The organism is Aquisalimonas sp., assembly GCF_007120195.1.
Taxonomy (GTDB): domain Bacteria; phylum Pseudomonadota; class Gammaproteobacteria; order Nitrococcales; family Aquisalimonadaceae; genus Aquisalimonas.
The window spans coordinates 11,673-31,696 of record NZ_SKOG01000011.1 but is presented as its reverse complement, the minus strand read 5'-3'; the positions used below and the strand labels follow the sequence as shown (position 1 = coordinate 31,696).

Annotated in this window: 18 protein-coding genes; 11 read left to right on the top strand and 7 right to left on the bottom strand. The window is 64.6% G+C overall.

The window, feature by feature from the left end:
- The first annotated feature begins 262 nt into the window (after positions 1-262).
- Positions 263-736: a Crp/Fnr family transcriptional regulator gene (locus QZT63_RS01510; protein WP_290647951.1), complete on the top strand. Its 474-nt coding sequence runs from the start codon at positions 263-265 to the stop codon at positions 734-736.
- Positions 737-769: 33 nt separating this feature from the next.
- Here the strand turns inward: QZT63_RS01510 and QZT63_RS01505 are convergent, their stop codons facing one another.
- Positions 770-1,801, bottom strand: a complete 1,032-nt coding sequence (locus tag QZT63_RS01505) for a zinc-dependent alcohol dehydrogenase family protein (protein ID WP_290647947.1) — start codon at positions 1,799-1,801, stop codon at positions 770-772.
- A gap of 386 nt (positions 1,802-2,187) precedes the next feature.
- On the opposite strand from QZT63_RS01505, the gene QZT63_RS01500 reads away from it, so the two are divergent.
- The 4 genes from QZT63_RS01500 to QZT63_RS01485 all read left to right on the top strand — a co-directional run bounded on the left by QZT63_RS01500 (position 2,188) and on the right by QZT63_RS01485 (position 6,862).
- Complete coding sequence (locus QZT63_RS01500; protein ID WP_290647999.1) at positions 2,188-3,108, top strand: AAA family ATPase; 921 nt, start codon at positions 2,188-2,190, stop codon at positions 3,106-3,108.
- Between the two features lie 22 nt (positions 3,109-3,130).
- On the top strand, positions 3,131-4,078 hold the full coding sequence (locus tag QZT63_RS01495) for a DUF58 domain-containing protein (RefSeq protein ID WP_290647945.1): 948 nt from the start codon (positions 3,131-3,133) through the stop codon (positions 4,076-4,078).
- Positions 4,075-6,039, top strand: a complete 1,965-nt coding sequence (locus QZT63_RS01490) for a DUF3488 and transglutaminase-like domain-containing protein (protein ID WP_290647943.1) — start codon at positions 4,075-4,077, stop codon at positions 6,037-6,039. The genes QZT63_RS01495 and QZT63_RS01490 overlap by 4 nt, the downstream gene beginning before the upstream one ends.
- Before the next feature lie 79 nt (positions 6,040-6,118).
- A complete protein-coding gene (locus tag QZT63_RS01485; RefSeq protein WP_290647942.1) occupies positions 6,119-6,862 on the top strand; it encodes a glycerophosphodiester phosphodiesterase family protein in 744 nt (247 codons plus the stop codon).
- Between the two features lie 8 nt (positions 6,863-6,870).
- Here the strand turns inward: QZT63_RS01485 and QZT63_RS01480 are convergent, their stop codons facing one another.
- Both QZT63_RS01480 and QZT63_RS01475 read right to left on the bottom strand, forming a co-directional pair.
- Positions 6,871-7,341: a DUF1249 domain-containing protein gene (locus QZT63_RS01480; RefSeq protein WP_290647940.1), complete on the bottom strand. Its 471-nt coding sequence runs from the start codon at positions 7,339-7,341 to the stop codon at positions 6,871-6,873.
- 61 nt (positions 7,342-7,402) lie between these two features.
- Complete coding sequence (locus QZT63_RS01475) at positions 7,403-8,224, bottom strand: pyruvate, water dikinase regulatory protein (RefSeq protein WP_290647938.1); 822 nt, start codon at positions 8,222-8,224, stop codon at positions 7,403-7,405.
- A 209-nt stretch (positions 8,225-8,433) separates the two neighbouring features.
- Here QZT63_RS01475 and ppsA point away from each other — a divergent pair, with 209 nt between their 5' ends.
- The 5 genes from ppsA (at position 8,434) to QZT63_RS01450 (ending at position 15,644) form a co-directional block, all read left to right on the top strand.
- Positions 8,434-10,815 (top strand): phosphoenolpyruvate synthase, encoded by a 2,382-nt coding sequence (ppsA, locus tag QZT63_RS01470; protein ID WP_290647937.1) that lies wholly within the window; start codon positions 8,434-8,436, stop codon positions 10,813-10,815.
- A gap of 149 nt (positions 10,816-10,964) precedes the next feature.
- Positions 10,965-12,458: an FAD-linked oxidase C-terminal domain-containing protein gene (locus QZT63_RS01465; protein ID WP_290647936.1), complete on the top strand. Its 1,494-nt coding sequence runs from the start codon at positions 10,965-10,967 to the stop codon at positions 12,456-12,458.
- A 21-nt stretch (positions 12,459-12,479) separates the two neighbouring features.
- On the top strand, positions 12,480-13,547 hold the full coding sequence (gene glcE / locus QZT63_RS01460; RefSeq protein ID WP_290647935.1) for a glycolate oxidase subunit GlcE: 1,068 nt from the start codon (positions 12,480-12,482) through the stop codon (positions 13,545-13,547).
- 34 nt (positions 13,548-13,581) lie between these two features.
- Positions 13,582-14,796: a glycolate oxidase subunit GlcF gene (gene glcF, locus QZT63_RS01455; protein ID WP_290647933.1), complete on the top strand. Its 1,215-nt coding sequence runs from the start codon at positions 13,582-13,584 to the stop codon at positions 14,794-14,796.
- A gap of 14 nt (positions 14,797-14,810) precedes the next feature.
- Positions 14,811-15,644: a sulfurtransferase gene (locus QZT63_RS01450; protein WP_290647931.1), complete on the top strand. Its 834-nt coding sequence runs from the start codon at positions 14,811-14,813 to the stop codon at positions 15,642-15,644.
- A gap of 36 nt (positions 15,645-15,680) precedes the next feature.
- Here QZT63_RS01450 and orn read toward each other — a convergent pair whose 3' ends face one another.
- A complete protein-coding gene (gene orn / locus QZT63_RS01445) occupies positions 15,681-16,235 on the bottom strand; it encodes an oligoribonuclease (RefSeq protein ID WP_290647929.1) in 555 nt (184 codons plus the stop codon).
- Positions 16,236-16,345: 110 nt separating this feature from the next.
- On the opposite strand from orn, the gene rsgA reads away from it, so the two are divergent.
- Positions 16,346-17,227, top strand: coding sequence for a ribosome small subunit-dependent GTPase A (rsgA, locus tag QZT63_RS01440; RefSeq protein WP_290647927.1), 882 nt, complete (start codon positions 16,346-16,348; stop codon positions 17,225-17,227).
- Positions 17,228-17,249: 22 nt separating this feature from the next.
- Here the strand turns inward: rsgA and recR are convergent, their stop codons facing one another.
- Genes recR through dnaX form a run of 3 tightly spaced genes read right to left on the bottom strand, consistent with a single transcriptional unit; the run spans position 17,250 to position 19,906 of the window.
- The gene (recR, locus tag QZT63_RS01435; RefSeq protein ID WP_290647925.1) at positions 17,250-17,849 is read right to left on the bottom strand and encodes a recombination mediator RecR; all 600 of its coding nucleotides are present in this window, start codon (positions 17,847-17,849) and stop codon (positions 17,250-17,252) included.
- Positions 17,850-17,868: 19 nt separating this feature from the next.
- A complete protein-coding gene (locus QZT63_RS01430; RefSeq protein ID WP_290647923.1) occupies positions 17,869-18,198 on the bottom strand; it encodes a YbaB/EbfC family nucleoid-associated protein in 330 nt (109 codons plus the stop codon).
- A 34-nt stretch (positions 18,199-18,232) separates the two neighbouring features.
- The gene (gene dnaX / locus QZT63_RS01425; protein WP_290647921.1) at positions 18,233-19,906 is read right to left on the bottom strand and encodes a DNA polymerase III subunit gamma/tau; all 1,674 of its coding nucleotides are present in this window, start codon (positions 19,904-19,906) and stop codon (positions 18,233-18,235) included.
- Positions 19,907-20,024: the final 118 nt, after the last annotated feature.

Genomic DNA, 20,024 nt, shown 5'->3' with positions numbered 1-20,024 from the left:
CGCTCGGAACACAACGAATCGTCAGGTTGGCCGTTCCCTGTCACTCCTGATCGAGGTCAATATACGCAGCACTGGGTAATGGTAGTGTCCTGATTCTTTAGCGCTCTCCAGTGCGGCGCGCCGCCGCGTCGCAATCGCGCTCAGCGTTGAGAAGATCCGCCGGCAGATGACGCGAAGACAGTGTCGATTCCTCGGAACGCGCTGCAACACGTCGGGAAACGGCTTTTTTGATGAATGTGCCTTCGGCAACAGGAGAGAACCAATGGACGACACCACCCTTAAACATGAATTGGCGAAATTGCCTTTCTTCTCGGACGTCGATACTGCCTTCCTTGACATCCTGAGCAACTTTGCCTCGCAGCGCCACCTCGCCAAGGATGAGGTGCTGTTTCGCCAGGGTGACTGGGCGGAGGCCTTTTACGTCGTCCGCAGCGGCAAAATCCTCATCGAGGTTCCCGCGATCTCAGGCCCCTCGCTGGTCATCCAGCGCCTAGGCGATGGCAAGGTCCTCGGGTGGTCCTGGTTGATTCCACCGTTCCAGTGGACCTTCCAGGCTCGGGCTGAACAGGCCACCGAACTGTTTGAGTTCGACGGCGCGGGCATTCTCGCCCAATGCGAGGAAGACCCGGCGTTTGGTTACGCGATACTAAAGCGATTCTCCGGCCTCATGTCCGAGCGGCTGGAAGCAGCGCGCCGCAGAATGATGGACGAGTGGAACCCACCCGGCTTCGCCTGACCGGCGTCTGCCTGAGGGGCTGCCTGACACCAGTCATGGATGCTCGTCGATGACCAGGACAGCCGCGCCCGCGAACGCGCCGCGGCGCAGGTCCTCGAGTGCCTGGTTGGCCTCGGCAAGGCGATAACGCGTAATCTCCGTGTGCACCGGGACTCTCGGGGCCAAAGCGAGGAAGTCTTCCCCGTCCGCCCGAGTGAGGTTGGCGACCGATGTGAGGGTGCGCTCCTCCCACAGCAGTCGGTACGGAAAACTCGGTATATCGCTCATGTGGATGCCGCCGCTGACCACGGTGCCACCGCGGTCCACATGCTCCAGTGCCGTGGGCATCAAGTCGCCCACGGGCGCGAAAATCAACGCGCCGTCCAAGGGTCTCGGCGGCGCTTCATCACTGCCCCCCGCCCAAGCCACACCGAGCCGGCGTGCCAGCGCCTGGGCAGCGTCATCGCCTGGACGCGTGAACGCATACACCGACTGACCGTGATGGACAGCGATCTGCGTGATGATGTGGGCCGCCGCGCCGAAGCCGTAGATGCCCAGATGCTCCATGCCCGTGCCACCCGCCAGGCGCCACGTGCGAAAACCGATCAGCCCCGCGCATAACAGGGGTGCGACATCCACCGCCTTGGCCTTGGGCGGCAGTGGAAAGCAAAAGCGGCAGTCGGCCACGGCGTACTCGGCAAACCCGCCGTCCAGGTCGTAGCCCGTGAAACGGGCGTCGGCGCACAGGTTCTCCTGGCCGCGCCGACAATATCGGCAGGTGTCGTCGGTGTATCCCAGCCATGGGACCCCAACCCGATCGCCGATACCGAAATGGCTAACTCCGCTACCCTGTGCGACCACTTCACCCACGATCTGGTGCCCTGGAATCAGCGGCAGCTTCGGTTGCGTCAGCTCGCCGTCGAGTATGTGCAGGTCCGTTCGGCAAATGCCGCACGCCTGCACCCGCAACAGGACCTGCTCCGGTTTCGTGACCTCTGGCACCGGCACCCGGCGCAACGCCAAAGCACTCCCCGGCGCCTCCAGCACCATTGCCTGCATCGTGTCCGGTGCGTGTCGAATGGCCATAGTCCGGTTTCCCACGCCACACCACGGTATTGGTCTAATGAAGACCTACCTGTCAACACCTGACATGGCGAAGCCCCGCGGTCGTCTCCGCCAATGGGGCGAGCAATGAGGCCAGGCGCAAGGAGGGTAGTGTAGCAAAGCCTGCGCAAGCAACGAGCAACGCAACCCGCAGTGGCTGGCCCGCGCCGCTTGCGAGTCGTGTTTTTCGAGTCTCCCAGACATAATCGCAAACGAAAGGCCACCGAGACGCCAACTCGTTCTCACTCCCCGCGGCTCCCATCCGTTACTCTGAAGCCCGATTCAATCCGGATACGTTGAACCATTCCTTTGATTCCTTGGCTGCGCGCGGGGACCAACGCAGGAGGCCTAACGTGTGGCATGCACGCCTGTCCCGAGCGCACGGCTCCGAATTTGATCCGCTGCTGCGTGCCGCAGGCGGTGTCATACTCGGCAAGGAGCGCCCCATACGGCTCGCTGTTGCGTGCATGCTTGCGGGTGGTCATCTGCTGATCGAGGACCTGCCCGGTGTCGGCAAGACCACGCTTGCCCATGTTCTGGCCCGGTTGTTCGGCCTCGACTTCCGGCGCATCCAGTTCACGAGCGACATGCTACCGGCGGACGTGATCGGTGCCAGCATCTACCATCGTCAGGGCGGCGAGTTCATTTTCCATCCCGGCCCTGTGTTCAGCCAACTGGTGCTCGCCGACGAGGTCAATCGCGCCACGCCGAAGACACAGAGCGCCCTGCTCGAAGCCATGGAGGAGCAGCAAGTCACCGTGGAAGGCGAGACGCGCCCACTCCCGCGCCCGTTTTTCGTCATTGCCACCCAGAACCCGGATAGCCAGTTGGGCACGTTTCCTCTGCCGGAGTCGCAACTGGACCGCTTTCTGATGCGCATCAGCGTCGGCTATCCGGATCGGGATGCCGAGCGCGAACTGCTCTCGGGACGGGATCGGCGCGAACTCATTGCGGAAACGCAACCCATGCTCGGGCAGGAGGAACTGCTCGCGCTCCAGCAAAAGGTCCAGTCAGTGCACGCCTCGGAGGCGCTGATTGCCTATGTGCAGAACATCCTCGCCCACACCAGAAGCACGCCGGAGATCACCCACGGGCTATCGCCCCGAGCCGGTCAGGCGCTCCTTCGTGCCGCCCGCGCCTGGGCATTGCTCGACGGGCGCGATGCCGTCCTGCCCGAGGATGTGCAGGCCGTCTTCCCGGGCGTCGCCGGTCACCGCCTGCAAGGCAGCGACTCTCCGGACGGCCGTACCTCACCGGAGGCCCTGCTGCGTGATGTAGCCATCCCGTGACGCGAGATTTGAGAAGGTTCCTATGCTGGCGACGCCAGGGAAGCTGATTCGGGGCTGGATGGAGCGCCGCGCCCACCAGGGGCACAGCGTCGCCCTGGGCTACCGACAGATCCTTATCCTGCCGACCCGCGGTGGCCTCGTGTTCACCGCCATGGTGCTTGCCATCTGGGTCGGCGCGGTGAACTACAGCAATAACATGGCCTTTGTGCTGTGTTTTCTGCTCCTGGGCCTCGCTCTGGTGGCCATGATCCATACCTTTCGCAACCTGCTGGGCCTGCAGATCACCGCCGCTTACCCGGAACCTGTGTTTGCCGGCGGTCACGCGCATGTTCCTGTGCGAATCGACAACAATGCCCTGCGCCCTCGTTACGGAATTGTTCTGCGAGCCGCAGCCAACCGGCCAGCCGTCACCAAAATCCCGCAGTTGGACAGCCGCTCCGCGATGCTGCCGGTGGCGACCCGGCACCGGGGGCTGCACCCGCTCCCCGTGGTGGTCGTGGAAAGCGTATTCCCGGGCGGACTCTTCCGCGCGTGGAGCCGCGTCGCCCTGGAGGCCACGTGCGCGGTCTATCCCAAGCCCGAGACCGGCCGGGTTCCCGAACCGAAAAGTCACGCCAGTACGGGCTCCGAACGCCCCACAGGCCAGGGTGACGACGAGTTTACGGGCCTGCGCCCCTATCAGCCGGCCGACCCGCTGAAACGCATCGCCTGGCGCACCCTCGCGCAGGGCCAAGAGATACAGACGAAACAGTTCGCCGGCGAGACCCCCGACAGGGTCTGGCTGGACTACGACACGATCCAGGGGCTGGCCCCTGAAGCCCGGCTATCGCGCCTGTGCCGTTGGATTCTCGATGCGGAACAGGCCGGTAGGCCTTACGGCCTGGCGCTCCCTGGCCGCCGACTTGCTCCGGCCACCGGACCGGCACACAAGGAACGCTGCCTTGAGGCCCTGGCGAGGTTCCCGGATTGACGATACGTCGACATCGCGAGTGCGTTTCCAACCAGACGCTGGCCTGGCTCCTGGGCGGGCTGGGGCTGGTCATGGCGCCCCATGCCCTCCACGTGCCGCTGTGGCTCACGGCGACTGTCATCGCCTGCGGCTGCCTGCGATATGTGCTCAGTCGGCGCGGCGAACGCCTGCCGGGCCGAACAATCCGTTTGCTGGGTGTTATCGCCGGCACCAGCGCGATCTACCTCTCCTACGGCACCATCCTCGGCCTCGACGCCGGAGTCGCGCTGCTGTGCCTCATGGCGAGCTTCAAGCTCCTGGAGATGCGAACACGGCGTGACGTGCTGGTCGCGCTGCTGCTGGGGTACTTCCTCATCGCCACGCATTTGATCTACGCACAGACCCTGCTCACGGTGGTCTACCTGCTGGTCACGGTCTGGGCCCTGACCACGCTGCTTATCACTACCCAGAAGGCGGATGACGGTAGCCGCCCGCTCGCCCACACACGGCTCGCCGCCACCATGCTTGCCCAGGCACTGCCGATCATGGTGATCCTGTTCGTGCTCTTCCCACGGGTACCGGGCCCGCTTTGGAGCATGCCCGATGACGCTTACGTTGCCATGACTGGTCTGAGCGACGAGATGTCACCGGGCAGCATCAGCGAGATCAGCCAGTCGGACGAAGTGGCGTTGCGCGCCGAATTCGCCGGCGATCCGCCGCCGCGCCCACAGCGCTACTGGAGGGGGCCGGTATTGAGCGACTACGACGGACGGACCTGGGCGCAGGCTGGCAGCTCCGCTGCCGGGCCGCCTGAGGTGCTAGCGCTCACCAATGCGACGGATTACACCATCACCCTGGAGCCCCACAACAAGCCCTGGCTGCTGACACTGGATATTGCAACCGGCGTCGACCGGGCGGCGCGGTTCGACGCCGCGCACCAGCTCGAACAGGAGAACCCGGTGCGGGAGCGAATTCGCTACCAGGCGCGTTCCGTGCTCCAGTACCAGCTTGGGGAGACCCTCTCCGGCGCCGCACGCAACCACTACACCCAGCTCCCGGATGACGCCCACCCGCGCTCGCGCGAACTCGCCCGAACATGGCGGCAGGAGCAAACGGACGATGCAGAGCTCATCGAGCACGGGCTTGGGCACTTCCGGCGTGAACCGTTCACGTACACCCTGCAGCCGCCCCGCCTGGATGGCGACAGCATCGATGAGTTCCTCTTCGGCACGCGGTCGGGCTTCTGCGAACACTTCGCCGCCGCATTCACCGTGCTCATGCGCGCGGCAGGCATCCCGGCTCGGGTCGTGACAGGATATCTGGGGGGTCGCATGAACCCAGCCGGGGATTACATGATCGTGCGGCAATCCGACGCCCACGCCTGGGTGGAGGTATGGCTCGAGGGCGACGGCTGGCGTCGTGTCGATCCCACCGGCTATGTGGCCCCCGATCGCATTGAACAGGGGCTGGCCGGCGCCCTCCCGCAGGAAGCGCTGGTGCCACGCGGTGCCTTTGAGGGCAACGGTCTGCGGCAGCATCTTTCCCTGCGCTGGGATGCGATCAACGCCTACTGGAATCGTTGGGTGCTGGCCTACAGCCCGGCCCTGCAGCAACACCTGATGGACCGGCTCAATTTGGGCTCATGGCAACGCGTTGCGCTGGCGATCGCCGCCTCCATGGCGCTCGCGCTGGCCGGCCTGGCGACCCTGATCCTGCGCCGCAGCCGCCAACGCCCCATGGACCCGGCGGCCGCCGCATGGCAACGTTTCTGCTCTCGCCTGGCCCGTCACGGGCTGCACCGCCGCCCGGATGAGGGGCCGCGGGATTTCGCGCGGCGCGCCGCCGCCCGATGGCCCACGCAGGCCGACGCCATTGACGCCATCGCCCAGCGCTACGGAGCGCTCAGGTACGGCCGCCGCGGCGGCAAGCAGGAGCTGCGGGCGTTGCACCTCGCCATTCGTCGGCTGCGCCTGAACTCCTGACACCGGCACGGCTCGCGTCAAGTGGCCCGTGGCGCTACCCTGGCGCTCGTGCACGCATTCCAGCTTCAGGGAGACGACGATGGCCGATTCTCCAGGCATCATTGCCCATCGCGGCGTCGCCCGACATTATCCGGAGAATACGCGCCGGGCCTTCGATGCGGCGGTTGAAGCAGGCGCCGACGCCGTCGAAATGGATATACAGCTGACCGCTGATGCAGTGCCAGTGGTGTTGCATGATCCATTCCTGGACCGAACGACGGATTACCGCGGGGATATCAGCGCCCTGACGGCGGCGGAGCTTGGCGGGGTGAGCGCCCACGAACCCCGCCGCTTCGGCGAGCGCTTCCGCGGAGAACAAGTTCCCGAGCTGGCGTCGTTGGCAGAGCATCTGGCGAACCTGCCCTTCAGCAAGGTCTTTATCGAGATCAAGACCGAGCTTCTCTGGCACCACTCGATACCCCTGGCGGTCCAGGTCGTGCTGGCCGCCAGCCAGCCCCTGGGAGAGCGACGCGTGATTATCAGCTTCAGCGACACCGTACTGCAGGTCGCACGGTCCCAGGCCGACGTGGCGGTGGGCTGGGTTCTGCCTGGTTACGGCGTGGCCATGATCGAGCGCGCGGAGACGCTCGCGCCGGAGTTTCTCTTCTGTAACCACCACCGGTTACCGCCGGAGCCGTCAGCCCTGCCCCGGGGTTCATGGCAATGGGCAGCGTACGAGGTGGATACACCCACCCTCGGCAGGCGTCTTGCCCGACGGGGAATCGACTGGCTCGAGAGCATGTGCCCCGAGGAACTGCGGCGAGGGTTGCTGCAGGGACGCTAGTTGGCCTGCTAGCCGGTGTGCGCACCCACCGGCGTAAACCCGTGCCCTTCACTGAGGCAGTACTGCAGCCAGCGATTCAGAAACCGGTTCAGCCCCCAGCGCCACTCCAGGCTTTTTGGCTCGGGCCGCCGACCGCCCCACAGGTCGAAATGCTCGACCTCGCTATCGGGCATCACCTCGCCGGCACGGGCGTCATGGTAGATGCGCACGCGGAGGTCCGGCTGCGACGGCCAGGGCTCCGGACGGGAGAAATAGTGGGTCAGGGCGACGGACGTGGTGTAAGGCGTCTGTTCGATAATCTGCAGGTGCAGATCTGCGCCGTCGGCAACCCGCGAGACGAAGGATCCTTCCATCCGATGCAGCTCCGGTGCAAGGCGCCGCAATTGGATGTAATTGCTCTCGTAGAGCTCCATCAGCGTTGCGAACGAACGCGCCGGGAGCGTCTGCAGAAGGCTGTGCTGGCCGATATCCTGGAACATTGCGGGAGCATAACACAGGGCCGGGCGGCTCCAAGTAGTGTCCTGGCCCGGCAGGGCGTGCCTAGTACAGGCGACGCTTCAGCCTACCTTCGTGGATGATCGTGGTCGCGATTTCCTCGATGGAAATGGATGTTGAGTTGACGTAGGGAATCGACTCGCGCTTGAACAGACCCTCTGCGCGGGCGACCTCCATCTGGCACTGCTGAAATGACGCGTAGGTGCTGTTCGGGCGGCGTTCCTGGCGAATCTCCGTGAGGCGCTCGGGGTGAATACTCAGCCCATAGAGTTTGCGCCGGTGCTTGCGCAGGCACTGGGGCAGGCGACCGTCAAGCAGGTCCTCGTCGGTCAGCGGATAATTGCCAGCATAAATGCCATACTGTAGCGCGAGATAGATGGACACCGGGGTTTTTCCAGTACGAGAAACACCGACGATGACCACATCGGCGTCCTTGTAGTGATGCGTACTGACGCCATCGTCGTTGTTGAGCGCGAAATTCATGGCATCGATTCGTACATCGTAGAGGCGATCGTCCCCGCGCCCATGCGCCTGGCCGATGGCGTGTGAAGACGGCACGCCCAGCTCCCGCTCCAGCGGTGAAATAAACGTGTCGAAGAAATCGAAGAAGGTGGCGTGACCCTGGCGCAAATGATCGCGAACGTCTGCCTTGACCACCGTGCTGAACACCAGGGGCTTCGCACCGGTTGCAGTGGCCACCTGGTTGATCTGCTCAACCGCCTTCTGAGCCCTCACAACGTCGTCCACGAACGGAAGCGTGACCTGCTCAAGTTCCAGATCGAACTGAGTCAGCAGGCTGTGGCCAAGCGTCTCAGCGGTAATCCCGGTGCGATCGGAAATGAAGAACACCGTGCGTTTCTGGGTCATGGCGTGCTCACTGCGTCGGTATGCCGCGCTGGTTAACAGGACACTACACGGCGATTGTGAGCAATCAAAGGCTGGAGGAAACCATTTCAAGGGGTTACGCTGTTGCGCCGGTTTTCATAGGATACGCGGCGTCCCGCGATGGGCGCCGCCGGCAGTGACGCGGGGCACGCTCCTTGGCCGTGTGCTGCGAGCAACAGGGAGAAACGACCTTGCAGGACTATGTACTCTGGTTTGAAGCACTGGGCATGAACGACGTCGACCGGGTCGGGGGCAAGAACGCCTCGCTCGGCGAGATGATCAGCAACCTGGCCGCAGCCGGGGTGCAGGTCCCTGGCGGTTTCGCGACAACGGCGGCTGCGTACTGGGACTTTCTCGACCACAGCGGCCTGCGCCAGCGCATCGGCAAGGCCCTCGAGGGGCTGGACGTTGACGACACCGACGCGCTTGCCCGCGCCGGGGCGCAAATCCGCCAGATGGTGCTCGACACGCCGTTCACCGAACGGCTGCACGACGAGATCGTGACGGCTTACCGGAAGCTCGAAGACGAGACGCCCGTTGAGGCGTCGTTTGCCATCCGCTCCTCCGCCACGGCCGAGGATCTGCCCGATGCCTCCTTTGCCGGTCAGCAGGAGACATTCCTGAATGTGCGCGGGCTCGACAGCGTGCTGCTGGCGATCAAGCACGTGTTCGCCTCGCTGTTCAACGACCGCGCCATCTCTTACCGCGTCCACCAGGGCTTCGAGCATGGTCAGGTGGCCCTGTCAGCGGGCATCCAGCGCATGGTTCGCTCGGACATTGGCGCCGCCGGTGTCATGTTCACCATGGATACGGAGTCCGGCTTCCGCGATGTGGTTTTCATTACCGCCTCGTATGGCCTGGGCGAGACGGTGGTCCAGGGGTCGGTGAATCCGGACGAGTTCTACGTCCACAAGCCCACCCTGGAGGCTGGCCGCCCCGCGGTACTCCGCCGCACGCTGGGGAGCAAGGCCATCAAGATGGTTTACGCCGACGCGCAAGGCCACGGGAATTCCGTGCGCACCGTGGATGTTGATCGCACCGACAGCCTGCGCTTTTCGCTCACCGATGAAGAAGTCCAGGATCTGGCGCGCCAGGCGCTGATCATCGAGAAACACTACGGCCGACCCATGGACATCGAATGGGGCAAAGACGGCACGGACGGCAGGCTCTACATTCTCCAGGCCCGGCCGGAGACGGTGAAGAGCCGGGATAGCACGCAGACGCTGCAACGCTACCACCTCAAGGACAAGGGCGCTGTCCTCGTCACCGGCCGCGCCATCGGCCAGCGCATCGGCGCCGGCAAGGCCCGGGTCGTCGATGAGATCAGCGACATGAACCGCATCGAGCCCGGCGACGTGCTGGTCACGGATATGACAGACCCGGACTGGGAACCGATCATGAAGCGCGCGTCGGCCATCGTCACCAATCGCGGTGGGCGAACCTGCCATGCGGCGATTATCGCGCGCGAGTTGGGCATCCCGGCCGTGGTGGGCTGCGGCAATGCCACCGCGCTGGTCAATGACGGCGTCGAGGTCACCGTTTCCTGCGCCGAGGGCGATACCGGCTACATCTACGGCGGCAAGCAGGACTTCGAAGTCCGCGAGATCAGCCTGGAGAATATGCCGGAGCTGCCCTTCAAGATCATGATGAATGTGGGCAATCCGGACCGGGCCTTCGACTTCGCGAACCTGCCCAACGCCGGGGTTGGGTTGGCGCGCCTGGAGTTCATCATCAATCGCATGATCGGCATCCACCCCAAGGCGCTGCTCAGCTTCGATGCGCAACCGCAAGATGTGCAGACGATTATCCGCACCCAGACCGCGGGCTACGACGACCCGGTACGCTTCTACATCGACCGCCTGGCAGAGGGGATATCCACCCTGGCGGCGGCGTTCTCGCCGAAGCCTGTGATCGTGCGCACGTCGGATTTCAAGTCCAACGAATACGCCAACCTGATCGGTGGCGCCGACTATGAGCCCGATGAAGAGAACCCGATGCTGGGGTATCGCGGCGCCGCGCGTTACATCTCGGAGAATTTCCAGGACTGTTTCGAGCTCGAGATCAAGGCACTGAAGCAGGTACGCAACGACATGGGGCTGAGCAATGTCTGGGTCATGATCCCGTTCGTGCGCACCCCTGCCGAGGCCAAGCAGGTGGTCGATTTGCTTGCCAAAAACGGCCTCAAACGCGGGCAGGATGGCCTCAGGCTCATCATGATGTGCGAGCTGCCGTCCAACGCGCTGATCGCGGATCAGTTCCTGGAATATTTTGACGGCTACTCCATCGGCTCCAACGACCTCACCCAGCTCACCCTCGGGCTGGATCGTGACTCCGGGCTCATCGCGCACCTGTTCGACGAGCGCGACGACGCGGTCAAGGCGCTGCTGCACATGGCCATACAGGCCTGCCGCCGCCAGGGCAAGTACGTGGGCATCTGCGGCCAGGGGCCGTCCGACCATCCGGAACTCGCCCGCTGGCTCATGGACGAAGGGATAGAGAGTGTTTCGCTAAACCCGGATACGGTGGTGGAAACCTGGCTGTACCTGGCCGGCAAGGAGGTGGGCGAGAACTGACCCAGGCAAGACACCCTGTCCACGCTGAGCGGACGCGCAGGAGACGCTCTGATAAGCTAGAGTCTCCTGGTAACCCATCATGGAGTGCCAAGGCCCGCAGAGTGACACAGGCATTGCGTGCGTCTCGACGCAAGCCGGGAGGAGTGATTATGGCGTCAGTCTACCGTACGGAAGACTGCCAATTTACCGTGGACAGGGACGCCCTTATTCGCCGCCTGGGCGAAGCACTGCAAGGGGATAGCCTGCTCGTCGAGGACGAGGCCATGCGCCCTTACGAGTGCGACGGGCTATCGGGCTATCGGCAAATGCCGCAAGTGGTGGCCATCCCCGAGACGGTGGAGCAGGCCCGCCATGTGGTGCAGGTCTGCGCGCAGATGAAGGTCCCGGTGGTCGCCCGCGGCTCCGGCACCAGCCTTTCCGCCGGCGCGTTGCCCCATCCGCAGGGTGTGCTCCTGAGCCTGGCGCGGTTTAATCGCATCCTCGACCTCGATGACGAGCGTCGCATTGCCACAGTCCAGCCGGGGGTCCGAAACCTGGCGATCTCCGAAGCGGCAGCGCCTTACGGGCTTTACTACGCCCCTGACCCCTCCTCTCAGATCGCCTGCTCCATCGGCGGCAATGTGGCCGAGAATGCAGGGGGGGTGCACTGCCTGAAATACGGGCTGACCGTGCATAACGTCCTCGAGGTGACCATGATCACCATGGACGGCGAGGTGGTGACCGTCGGCTCCAAGGCGCTTGACAGCCCGGGCTATGATCTGCTCGCTGTAGTGAACGGCTCCGAGGGGATGCTTGGGATCATCGTCGAGATCAAGGTCAAGCTGTTACCCGAGCCCCCCACCAAGGATGTGCTGCTGGCCTCGTTCAAGGATGTCGAGACCGCCGGAAACGCCGTCGCCGGCATTATCGCCGACGGCATCATTCCGGGCGGTCTGGAAATGATGGACGGCCCCGCGATTAGGGCGGCGGAGGACTTCGTGCATGCCGGTTACCCCACCGATGTCGCGGCGATTCTCATCTGCGAACTCGACGGCAGCGCCGACGACGTCCAGGCGCAACGCGAACGTGTCCGCGCGCTGCTGGAAGAATCCGGCGCCGATGAAATCCGTGTCGCCCGGGATGACGAGGAAAGAGCGCGCTTCTGGGCGGGACGCAAGGCCGCCTTCCCCGCCGTGGGCCGCATCTCTCCGGACTACTACTGCATTGACGGCACGATTCCCCGGCGCCAGCTCGCCTACGTGCTCCAGGAAATGCAGAAACTCAGCGACGAGTATGGGCTGCGGGTGGTTAATGTCTTCCACGCCGGGGACGGCAATCTGCATCCACTCGTGCTCTACGACGGCAACGTTGAGGGCGAGTTCGAACGCACCGAGGAACTCGGCGGCAAGATCCTTGAGCTGTGCATCGCGGTCGGGGGCACCGTCACCGGCGAGCACGGCGTGGGTATGGAGAAGATCAACCAGATGTGCGTGCAGTTCCCGACGCCGGATCTCGAGCAGTTCCACGCATTGAAACGTGCCTTCGACCCCAAGGGGTTGCTCAACCCGGGCAAGGCGATCCCGACCCTCAACCGATGCGCCGAGTTCGGGGCCATGCACGTGCATCACGGGCAGCTCCCGCACCCGGATATCCCACGATTCTGAGCACAACGGGATGCGTCACTCATGACCAATAACGACCTGGGGGACACCCTTGCGCAACAGGTGGCCGCGGCCGCGGAGGCGGGAACGCCGCTGCGCATCCGCGGCGGCGGCAGCAAGGACTTCCTCGCACGCACCATCGCCGGCGAGCCATTGGAGGTCTCCGGCCATCGCGGCATCATCAACTACGAACCGACCGAACTGGTGCTGACCGCTCGGGCCGGAACGCCGCTGAACGAGCTGGATATCGCGCTCCGGGAAAGCGGGCAGATGATGCCCTTCGAGCCACCCCGGTTCAGCGACGCCACCACGCTGGGCGGGGCCATCGCCGCGGGGCTGTCCGGCCCACGGCGCCCCTGGGCGGGTTCGGCGCGGGACCTGGTACTGGGCGTGCGGCTCATCAACGGTCGCGGCGAGAGCATGCGCTTCGGCGGCGAGGTCATGAAAAACGTCGCCGGCTACGATATCTCCCGCCTGGTGACGGGCAGCTTCGGCACTCTGGGGGTCCTGCTCGATGTCTCCATGAAGGTCCTGCCGTTGCCCGAGGCGGAAGAGGCCATCCAACTCGAGACCAACGAAGCGCAAGGCTTCTACATCGTCGACGAGGCTTACCGCGCCGGTGTGCCCATCTCGGGCGCCGCCCACGACGGCCGCCATTTGTATGCCCGCCTGTCCGGTACCAAACTCGCCGTGGACGCCGGCCTGAAGCGGCTGGGTGGTGAGCAGCAATCCGACCCTGCCACGTTCTGGCATGCCCTGCGGGATCACCAGCTGCCGTTCTTCACCCAGGACGGCCCTCCCCTGTGGCGACTCTCGCTCCCCCCGCTCAGTGGCATCCCCGAGCTATCGGGCCACCGATTGGCCGACTGGGGCGGGCAACAACACTGGCTGCGCACCGATGCGAAGGCGGATGCCGTATTCCGGGAGGCGGTGAGGCTGCACGGCCATGCCACCCTGTTTCGGGGTGGAGAGCAGGGCGGCGAGGTGTTTCACCCCCTCGCGACACCAGTGCGCCGCCTGCACGTACGCGTGAAGGCCGCGTTTGACCCCAAAGGCATTTTTAATCCGGGCCGGCTTTACGCCGGGCTCTAACCGCGCACAGACAGCAAGCGATTCGGGATCATCCATGCAGACTTGGCTCACCGACGCGATCAGGAACACCCCCGAAGGCGAGGAGGCAGAACGTATACTGCGCAAGTGCACGCACTGCGGCTTCTGCCTCGCCACCTGCCCCACCTACCAGCTGGTGGGCAACGAACTCGACAGTCCCCGGGGCCGGATCTACCTCATGAAGAAGGTCCTGGAGGGGCAGCCGGCGACGGAGACGACCCAGGTGCATCTGGACCGCTGCCTCACCTGCCGCAACTGCGAGTCCACCTGCCCTTCCGGTGTGGAGTACGGCCGCCTGGTGGATATCGGCCGCTCACTGGTGGAACAACAGGTTCCGCGGACCGGGCGCGGCGCGCTGATGCGCACGGCGCTGCGCACGGTGCTCCCCCGCCGGCGGCTGTTCACCGCGCTGGTGCGTACTGGGCAGCTCGTCCGACCGCTGGTGCCCGGAGCGCTGCGTGCCAAAATCCCGCCACGGCGCCGGGCGCCGAGGTGGCCGGCCGAGCGCAACCATGCCCGCAAGGTGCTCCTGCTGGAAGGCTGTGTGCAGCCAGCGCTGGATCCCGGCATTAACCCGGTCACCGCCCGGCTACTGGACCGTCTCCGCATCAAGACCGTCCGCACCCCGGCCAGTGTCTGCTGCGGTGCCATCGACCAGCACCTGGGACACCCGCAGGCCGCCGAGGAACATGTGCGCGCCAACATCGACGCCTGGTGGCCGCACCTGGAAGCCGGCGCCGAAGCCATCGTCGTCAATGCCAGCGGCTGCGGCCTGCAGGTCAAGGACTACGGGCACATCCTGCGCGACGACCCCGACTATGCCGATAAAGCCCAGCGCGTGGCCGAACACACCGTGGACCCGGTAGAGCTGCTGCTGCGTGAGGAGGAGCGCCTCACCCCGGCCCGCGAGGCGCCGCGCAAGATTGCATTCCACCCACCGTGCACGCTCCAGCACGGGCAAAAACTCGGTGGTCGAGTCGAATCGCTGCTGCGCCGGCTGGGCTTCGAGCTAACGCCCGTGCCCGACGCGCACCTGTGCTGTGGCTCCGCCGGCACCTACTCGGTACTTCAGCCCGAGATGGCGAAGCAGCTGCGCACGAACAAACTCAACAATCTCCAGACCGGCAAGCCAGAACTCATCGCCACCGCCAACATCGGCTGCCTCTGCCACCTCAATGAAGGCGCCGCAGTGCCCGTGCGACACTGGCTGGAGTTATTGGATGCACGCTGAAGGAGGCTGTGACCATGAGCGGACCCCTACTGCCCCTTCTAGTCGAGCCGCAGACCCTGCAGGAGAACCTGCACCAGCCCAAGCTGCTGATCGTGGACCTGAGCGACCAGGCGACCTACGCTCAGCGCCATGTGCCCGGTGCCGTTCACCTGACCTACGCATGGCTTGTCCGCAAGACACCGCCGGCCCTCGGGCTGCTACCGGATGCAGACGCCCTCTCCGCAGTGCTCTCCGAAATCGGATTGCACCATAACGATCACGTAGTCGCCTACGATAACGAGGGCAACGGCCGCGCCAGCCGCTTATTGTGGACGCTGGACGTGTGCGGCCATCCGCACTGGTCATTGCTCAATGGCGGCCACTATGCCTGGTTCAACGAAGGCCATCCCGGCGAGTCCGGAGTGAATACCCCGCAGCCAAGCGACTACCGCGTGAGCTTGCCGCCGGATCCGCCCGCGCTGGCGGAGCGGGACTGGATTCTGAAACATTTGGATGACAGCAACGTCGCAATTCTTGATGCCCGTTCACCGGCTGAGTTTGCGGGCAAGGACGTGCGCGCCGCCCGTGGCGGCCACATTCCCGGCGCGGTCAACCTGGAGTGGACGCGCGCCATGGATCGCGAGCGCAACCTCCGCCTATTGCCCCCGGAGCAACTGCTGGCCATGCTGGCCGAGCGCGGGATCCACCCTGATCTCGAGGTGGTGACACACTGTCAGACGCACCACCGCTCGGCGCTGAGTTACGTGATGCTGCGCAGCCTCGGCTTCGAGAAGGTCCGCGGCTACGACGGCTCATGGTCGGAATGGGGCAACGACCCGGAAACCCCGGTCGAGAGTGGCGGCCCGTAACCTCCAGGAGGTGACAGCAAAGGCGCACGATCGACATCACCCTGCCGCCTGATTAAACAGCCGCTCCCGGTAAAACCGCAACTCCCGGATCGATTCCTTAACGTCATCCATGGCCAGATGGCTGCCCTCCTTGCGGAACTCTTTCACCAAATCGGGATTCCAGCGCTTCGCCAATTCCTTCAGGGTGCTGACGTCCACGTGCCGGTAATGGAAATAGGTCTCCAATTGCGGCATGCAACGATGCAGAAAGCGCCGATCCTGGCAGATGCTATTGCCGCACATGGGTGACTGACCCGCGGGAACCCAGCGCTCCAGGAAAGTCAATGTCTCCCGCTCCGCCGTCGCTTCGTCGTAGCCGCTCCGCCGGACGCGATCGATCAGTCCGCTCTGGCCATGCTGGCGGGTATTCCAGTCATCCATCGCCTGAATCACGTGATCCGGCTGATGGATAGCGATTGTGGGCCCTTCGGCGAGTATGGTGAGCTGGCTGTCAGTGACAACCGTCGCGATCTCAATAATGCGGTCCGCATCGGTATTCAGCCCAGTCATCTCGAGATCGATCCAAATCAGGTTATCAGGACTTGCGGACATCGTGCGGGATTCCTTGCATTGCAACATCTTGCCGACGATTCTATCAGAGGCTATGCTCTGCAACCGCTATCATGTGTGACTACCACCGCCACGGGAGCACCCCAACTGGCATGAACCACGGCCAGGTCATCATCAGCTTCGGCGCCGAGAGCATCGTGGAAACCCCCGCCGGAGAGCTGCTCCGGTGCCTGACCCGGCGGCGCACCGGGCGCACCATCTGCGGTGATATGGTCGAGTGGTCCGGTCCGCTGCCGGACCAGCTGGCCATCGATCGCATCCAGCCCCGGCGCAACACGCTGGTGCGCACAAACTACCGCGGCCAGGAGCGACCGCTGGCCGCCAATCTGGATCAGCTCGTGGTCGTTTGCGCGCCGGAGCCTACGCCGGATCCACGCCTGCTGGACCGCTACCTGGTGCTGGCCAGAAGTCTGGACGTGCCACCGCTCGTGGTCATCAACAAGGGCGATCTCCTGACCGGAACCCTGCCGACACGCATGGAAACCGCGCTGCTTGGTGCCCGGGCGCAAGACTGCCCGATTCACATCGTCAGCACCGTCAATGGCGCGGGATTGGATGCTCTTACCCAAAGCCTGGGGCATCGAACCAGCCTGCTGGCAGGGCAGTCCGGTGTCGGGAAGTCATCGCTGATCAACCGCCTGATTCCGGACCGGCAGGCACGCACCCAGGCGATCTCCGAGGCCAGCGGCCAGGGGCGCCATACCACCACGGAAACCACCTTGTACCGTCTGCCCGCGGGCGGGGGCCTGGTGGATTCGCCCGGTGTGCGCATGCTACGCCTGGCGCATCTGTCCCACGCTGACATCGAGGCCGGATTTCCGGATATTGCCCCGCACGCGGATCGATGCGAATTCCGGGACTGCGGGCACGGCGTCGAACCGGGCTGTGCGGTTCGAGCCGCCATCGCAAAAGGCACGATCACCGCCGAGAGGCTCGCGAGCCTTCGCGAGTTGCTGGCGGAGCGCAACGCGTAGGCAGGCGGGTGCGAAACGGGGCTTAATCGTAGGCGCGCCGCCCGGCAAAGGCGTGGGAAAGCGTGCCGCTGTCGACGGTCTCCAGCTCGCCCCCCATGGGAACTCCGTGGGCGATGCGGCTGCAGCTGGCGTTGTTGTCTCTCGCCATCTCGGCCACGTACTGGGCCGTGGCCTCGCCCTCCACTGTCGGGCTTGTGGCCAGGATCACTTCCCTGATTTCCCCCGACTGCAGCCGCGCTTCCAGTCGGTCAAGACCAAGCTCCGCGGGGCCAACACCGTCAAGCGGTGATAGCCGCCCGCCGAGGACGAAGTAGCGACCGCGGTAGTCCGTAGCCTGTTCCAAGGCAAACACGTCGGCCGGGCTTTCCACCAGGCACAAGACCGCCGCGTCGCGTTGCTCGTTGCAGCAGATCGGGCAGCGCGCCTCTTCGGTGGGCAGCCGGCAATCCCGGCAGTCACCGACGCGCTCCATGGCCGCACCGAGGACTTCCGCCAGGACAGCACCGCCCCGGCGATTCCGTTGCAACAGATAAAATGCCATGCGCTGAGCGCTTTTGGGTCCAACGCCCGGCAGCGTGCGCAGACTGGCAATGAGCTGCTCGATGAGTGGCGAATAGGCCATCAGGCGTGGATCGCCTCCATCAGAACGGCAGCTTCATGCCCGGCGGCAGGCCAAGGCCTTCGGTCATGCCCTGCATACGCTCCTGGGTTGCCTCCTGTACCTTGCGAACCGCATCATTAAAGGCGGCCGCCACCAGATCGGCAATCATCTCCCGGTCGTCATCGTCACCGAAGAGGCTCGGGTCAATCTCGACGCGCTTGCATTCGTGCTTGCCGTTCATGACCACAGCAACCATGCCGCCGCCTGCCTGGCCGGTGACTTCCATGCGCGCGATCTCTTCCTGCGCTCTCTGCATATCCTCCTGCATCTTCTGGGCCTGCTTCATCAGGTTACCCATGCCACCTTTCATCGTCCTGTCCTCGCTGGTTGCTTTGCCGCGGCGCTCAGTCCGCGGGCTGAATGGAACCCGGAATGACCTCAGCCCCGAAGCGGCGCTGAAGGTCCACCACCGTGGGGTCCTCGTGAATCGCCAGCTCTGCGGCTTCCTGGCGTCTTCGCCGAGCCTCCTCGGCCCGTTCGGCGGGTGTTGCGTTTTGCTCTTGGGTACGGCCGCCCGCCTGAATGCGCAGCTTCACAGGCGCACCCAGGCGATCAGCCAATGCCGCTTCGATGCGCTGCTCAAGCTGTTTGTTCCGCAATGACTGGTGTTGCTCACCCAGCCGCAGCGTCACCACACCGTCGGCGTAAGCCTGCCAGCTGCACTGCATGGCCAGGGCCTGCGCCATGCCGGTGAGCCCGAGCCCGGCAAGCAACTCATGCCACGGGGGCACGTCGCCGGTGGGTGCAGCATTCACCTCGGCTGCGACCGGGGCGGGATCGGGGCTCTCATCGGTGCTCGCACTGGCCGTTTGATGCCCGGAGGCGGCGGAGGCCTCGGCGTCACGCTGCGGCGTCACCGTCGCCGCACTGCTGGCACTGGCACGGGCGCCCCCCGCATGTGCGTGTGAGGACACGAGCTGCGAAGTCCGGCCGTCTTCCGGGCGAAAGGCCAGCATGCGGAGCAGGACCATCTCGAAGCCCATACGCGGCTCCGGCGCCAAAGGGAGATCGCGCCGCCCGATGAGTGCGATCTGGTAGAACAGCTGCACATCCTCGGGAAGCAGCGCCTCGGCCAAGCCCTGCAAGCGCTCACGCTCCGGATGCTCCGAATCCACGGCCTCGGGCACTGTCTGCAACAGACTCAACGCGTGCAGGTTCGTCAGTATCGCGGCAAGGACGTCGCCGAAATCCGGGCTGCGCTCGGCCAAGCGTTCGACGACCTCCATAACCCCCACACCGTCCCGGGCGGTCAGGGCGTCAAGAATATCCAGCACGCTGTGGTCCTCGATGCTCCCGAGCATACCGCGGACGTCTTCGTCGATCACGCGGCCGCCGCCAAATGCCAGCGCCTGGTCGGTCAGGCTCAGTGCATCACGCATGCTGCCGTCGGCCGCGCGCGCCAGGCGCGCCAAACCTTGCTGCTCGGCGTCGATTCCTTCGCGCCCCAGAACACCACCGAGGTAATCCGCAATCAGGCTGGCTGGCAGACGCTTGAGATTGAATTGCAGGCAGCGCGAGAGGATCGTCACCGGCACCTTCTGCGGATCGGTGGTAGCGAGCAGGAACTTCACATGCGGCGGGGGTTCCTCGAGCGTCTTCAGCAGCGCGTTGAAGCTGTGCATAGAGAGCATGTGGACTTCGTCCACCAGATAAATCTTGTACCGGCCCTGGGTGGGCGCATATTGGACATTATCCAGGAGCTCACGGGTATCCTCGACCCGCGTTCGCGACGCCGCGTCGACCTCAATCAGATCGACAAACCGGCCACCGTCGATAGCCGCACAGGCGCTGCAGAGACCACACGGCTCACTGCCGACACCCACTTCGCAGTTCAGGCATTTGGCGAGCACTCGTGCGATGGTCGTCTTGCCGACACCACGGGTTCCCGTAAACAGATACGCATGATGCAGCCGGTCGTTCTCCAGCCCATTCACCAACGCCCGCAGCACGTGCTCCTGCCCGGCCATGTCGGCGAATGTGCGCGGCCTGTATTTGCGCGCGAGTACCTGATAGCTCATGCCAGTGCGTCCAACCCCGGAACCCCTCCCCTACGCCGGGATTGTAACACCTCCACTGACGCCGTTGCCGCCCCGGCGCCCATCGCCCTCGCTCATTGCACGAAGGCCCATTCTGGTT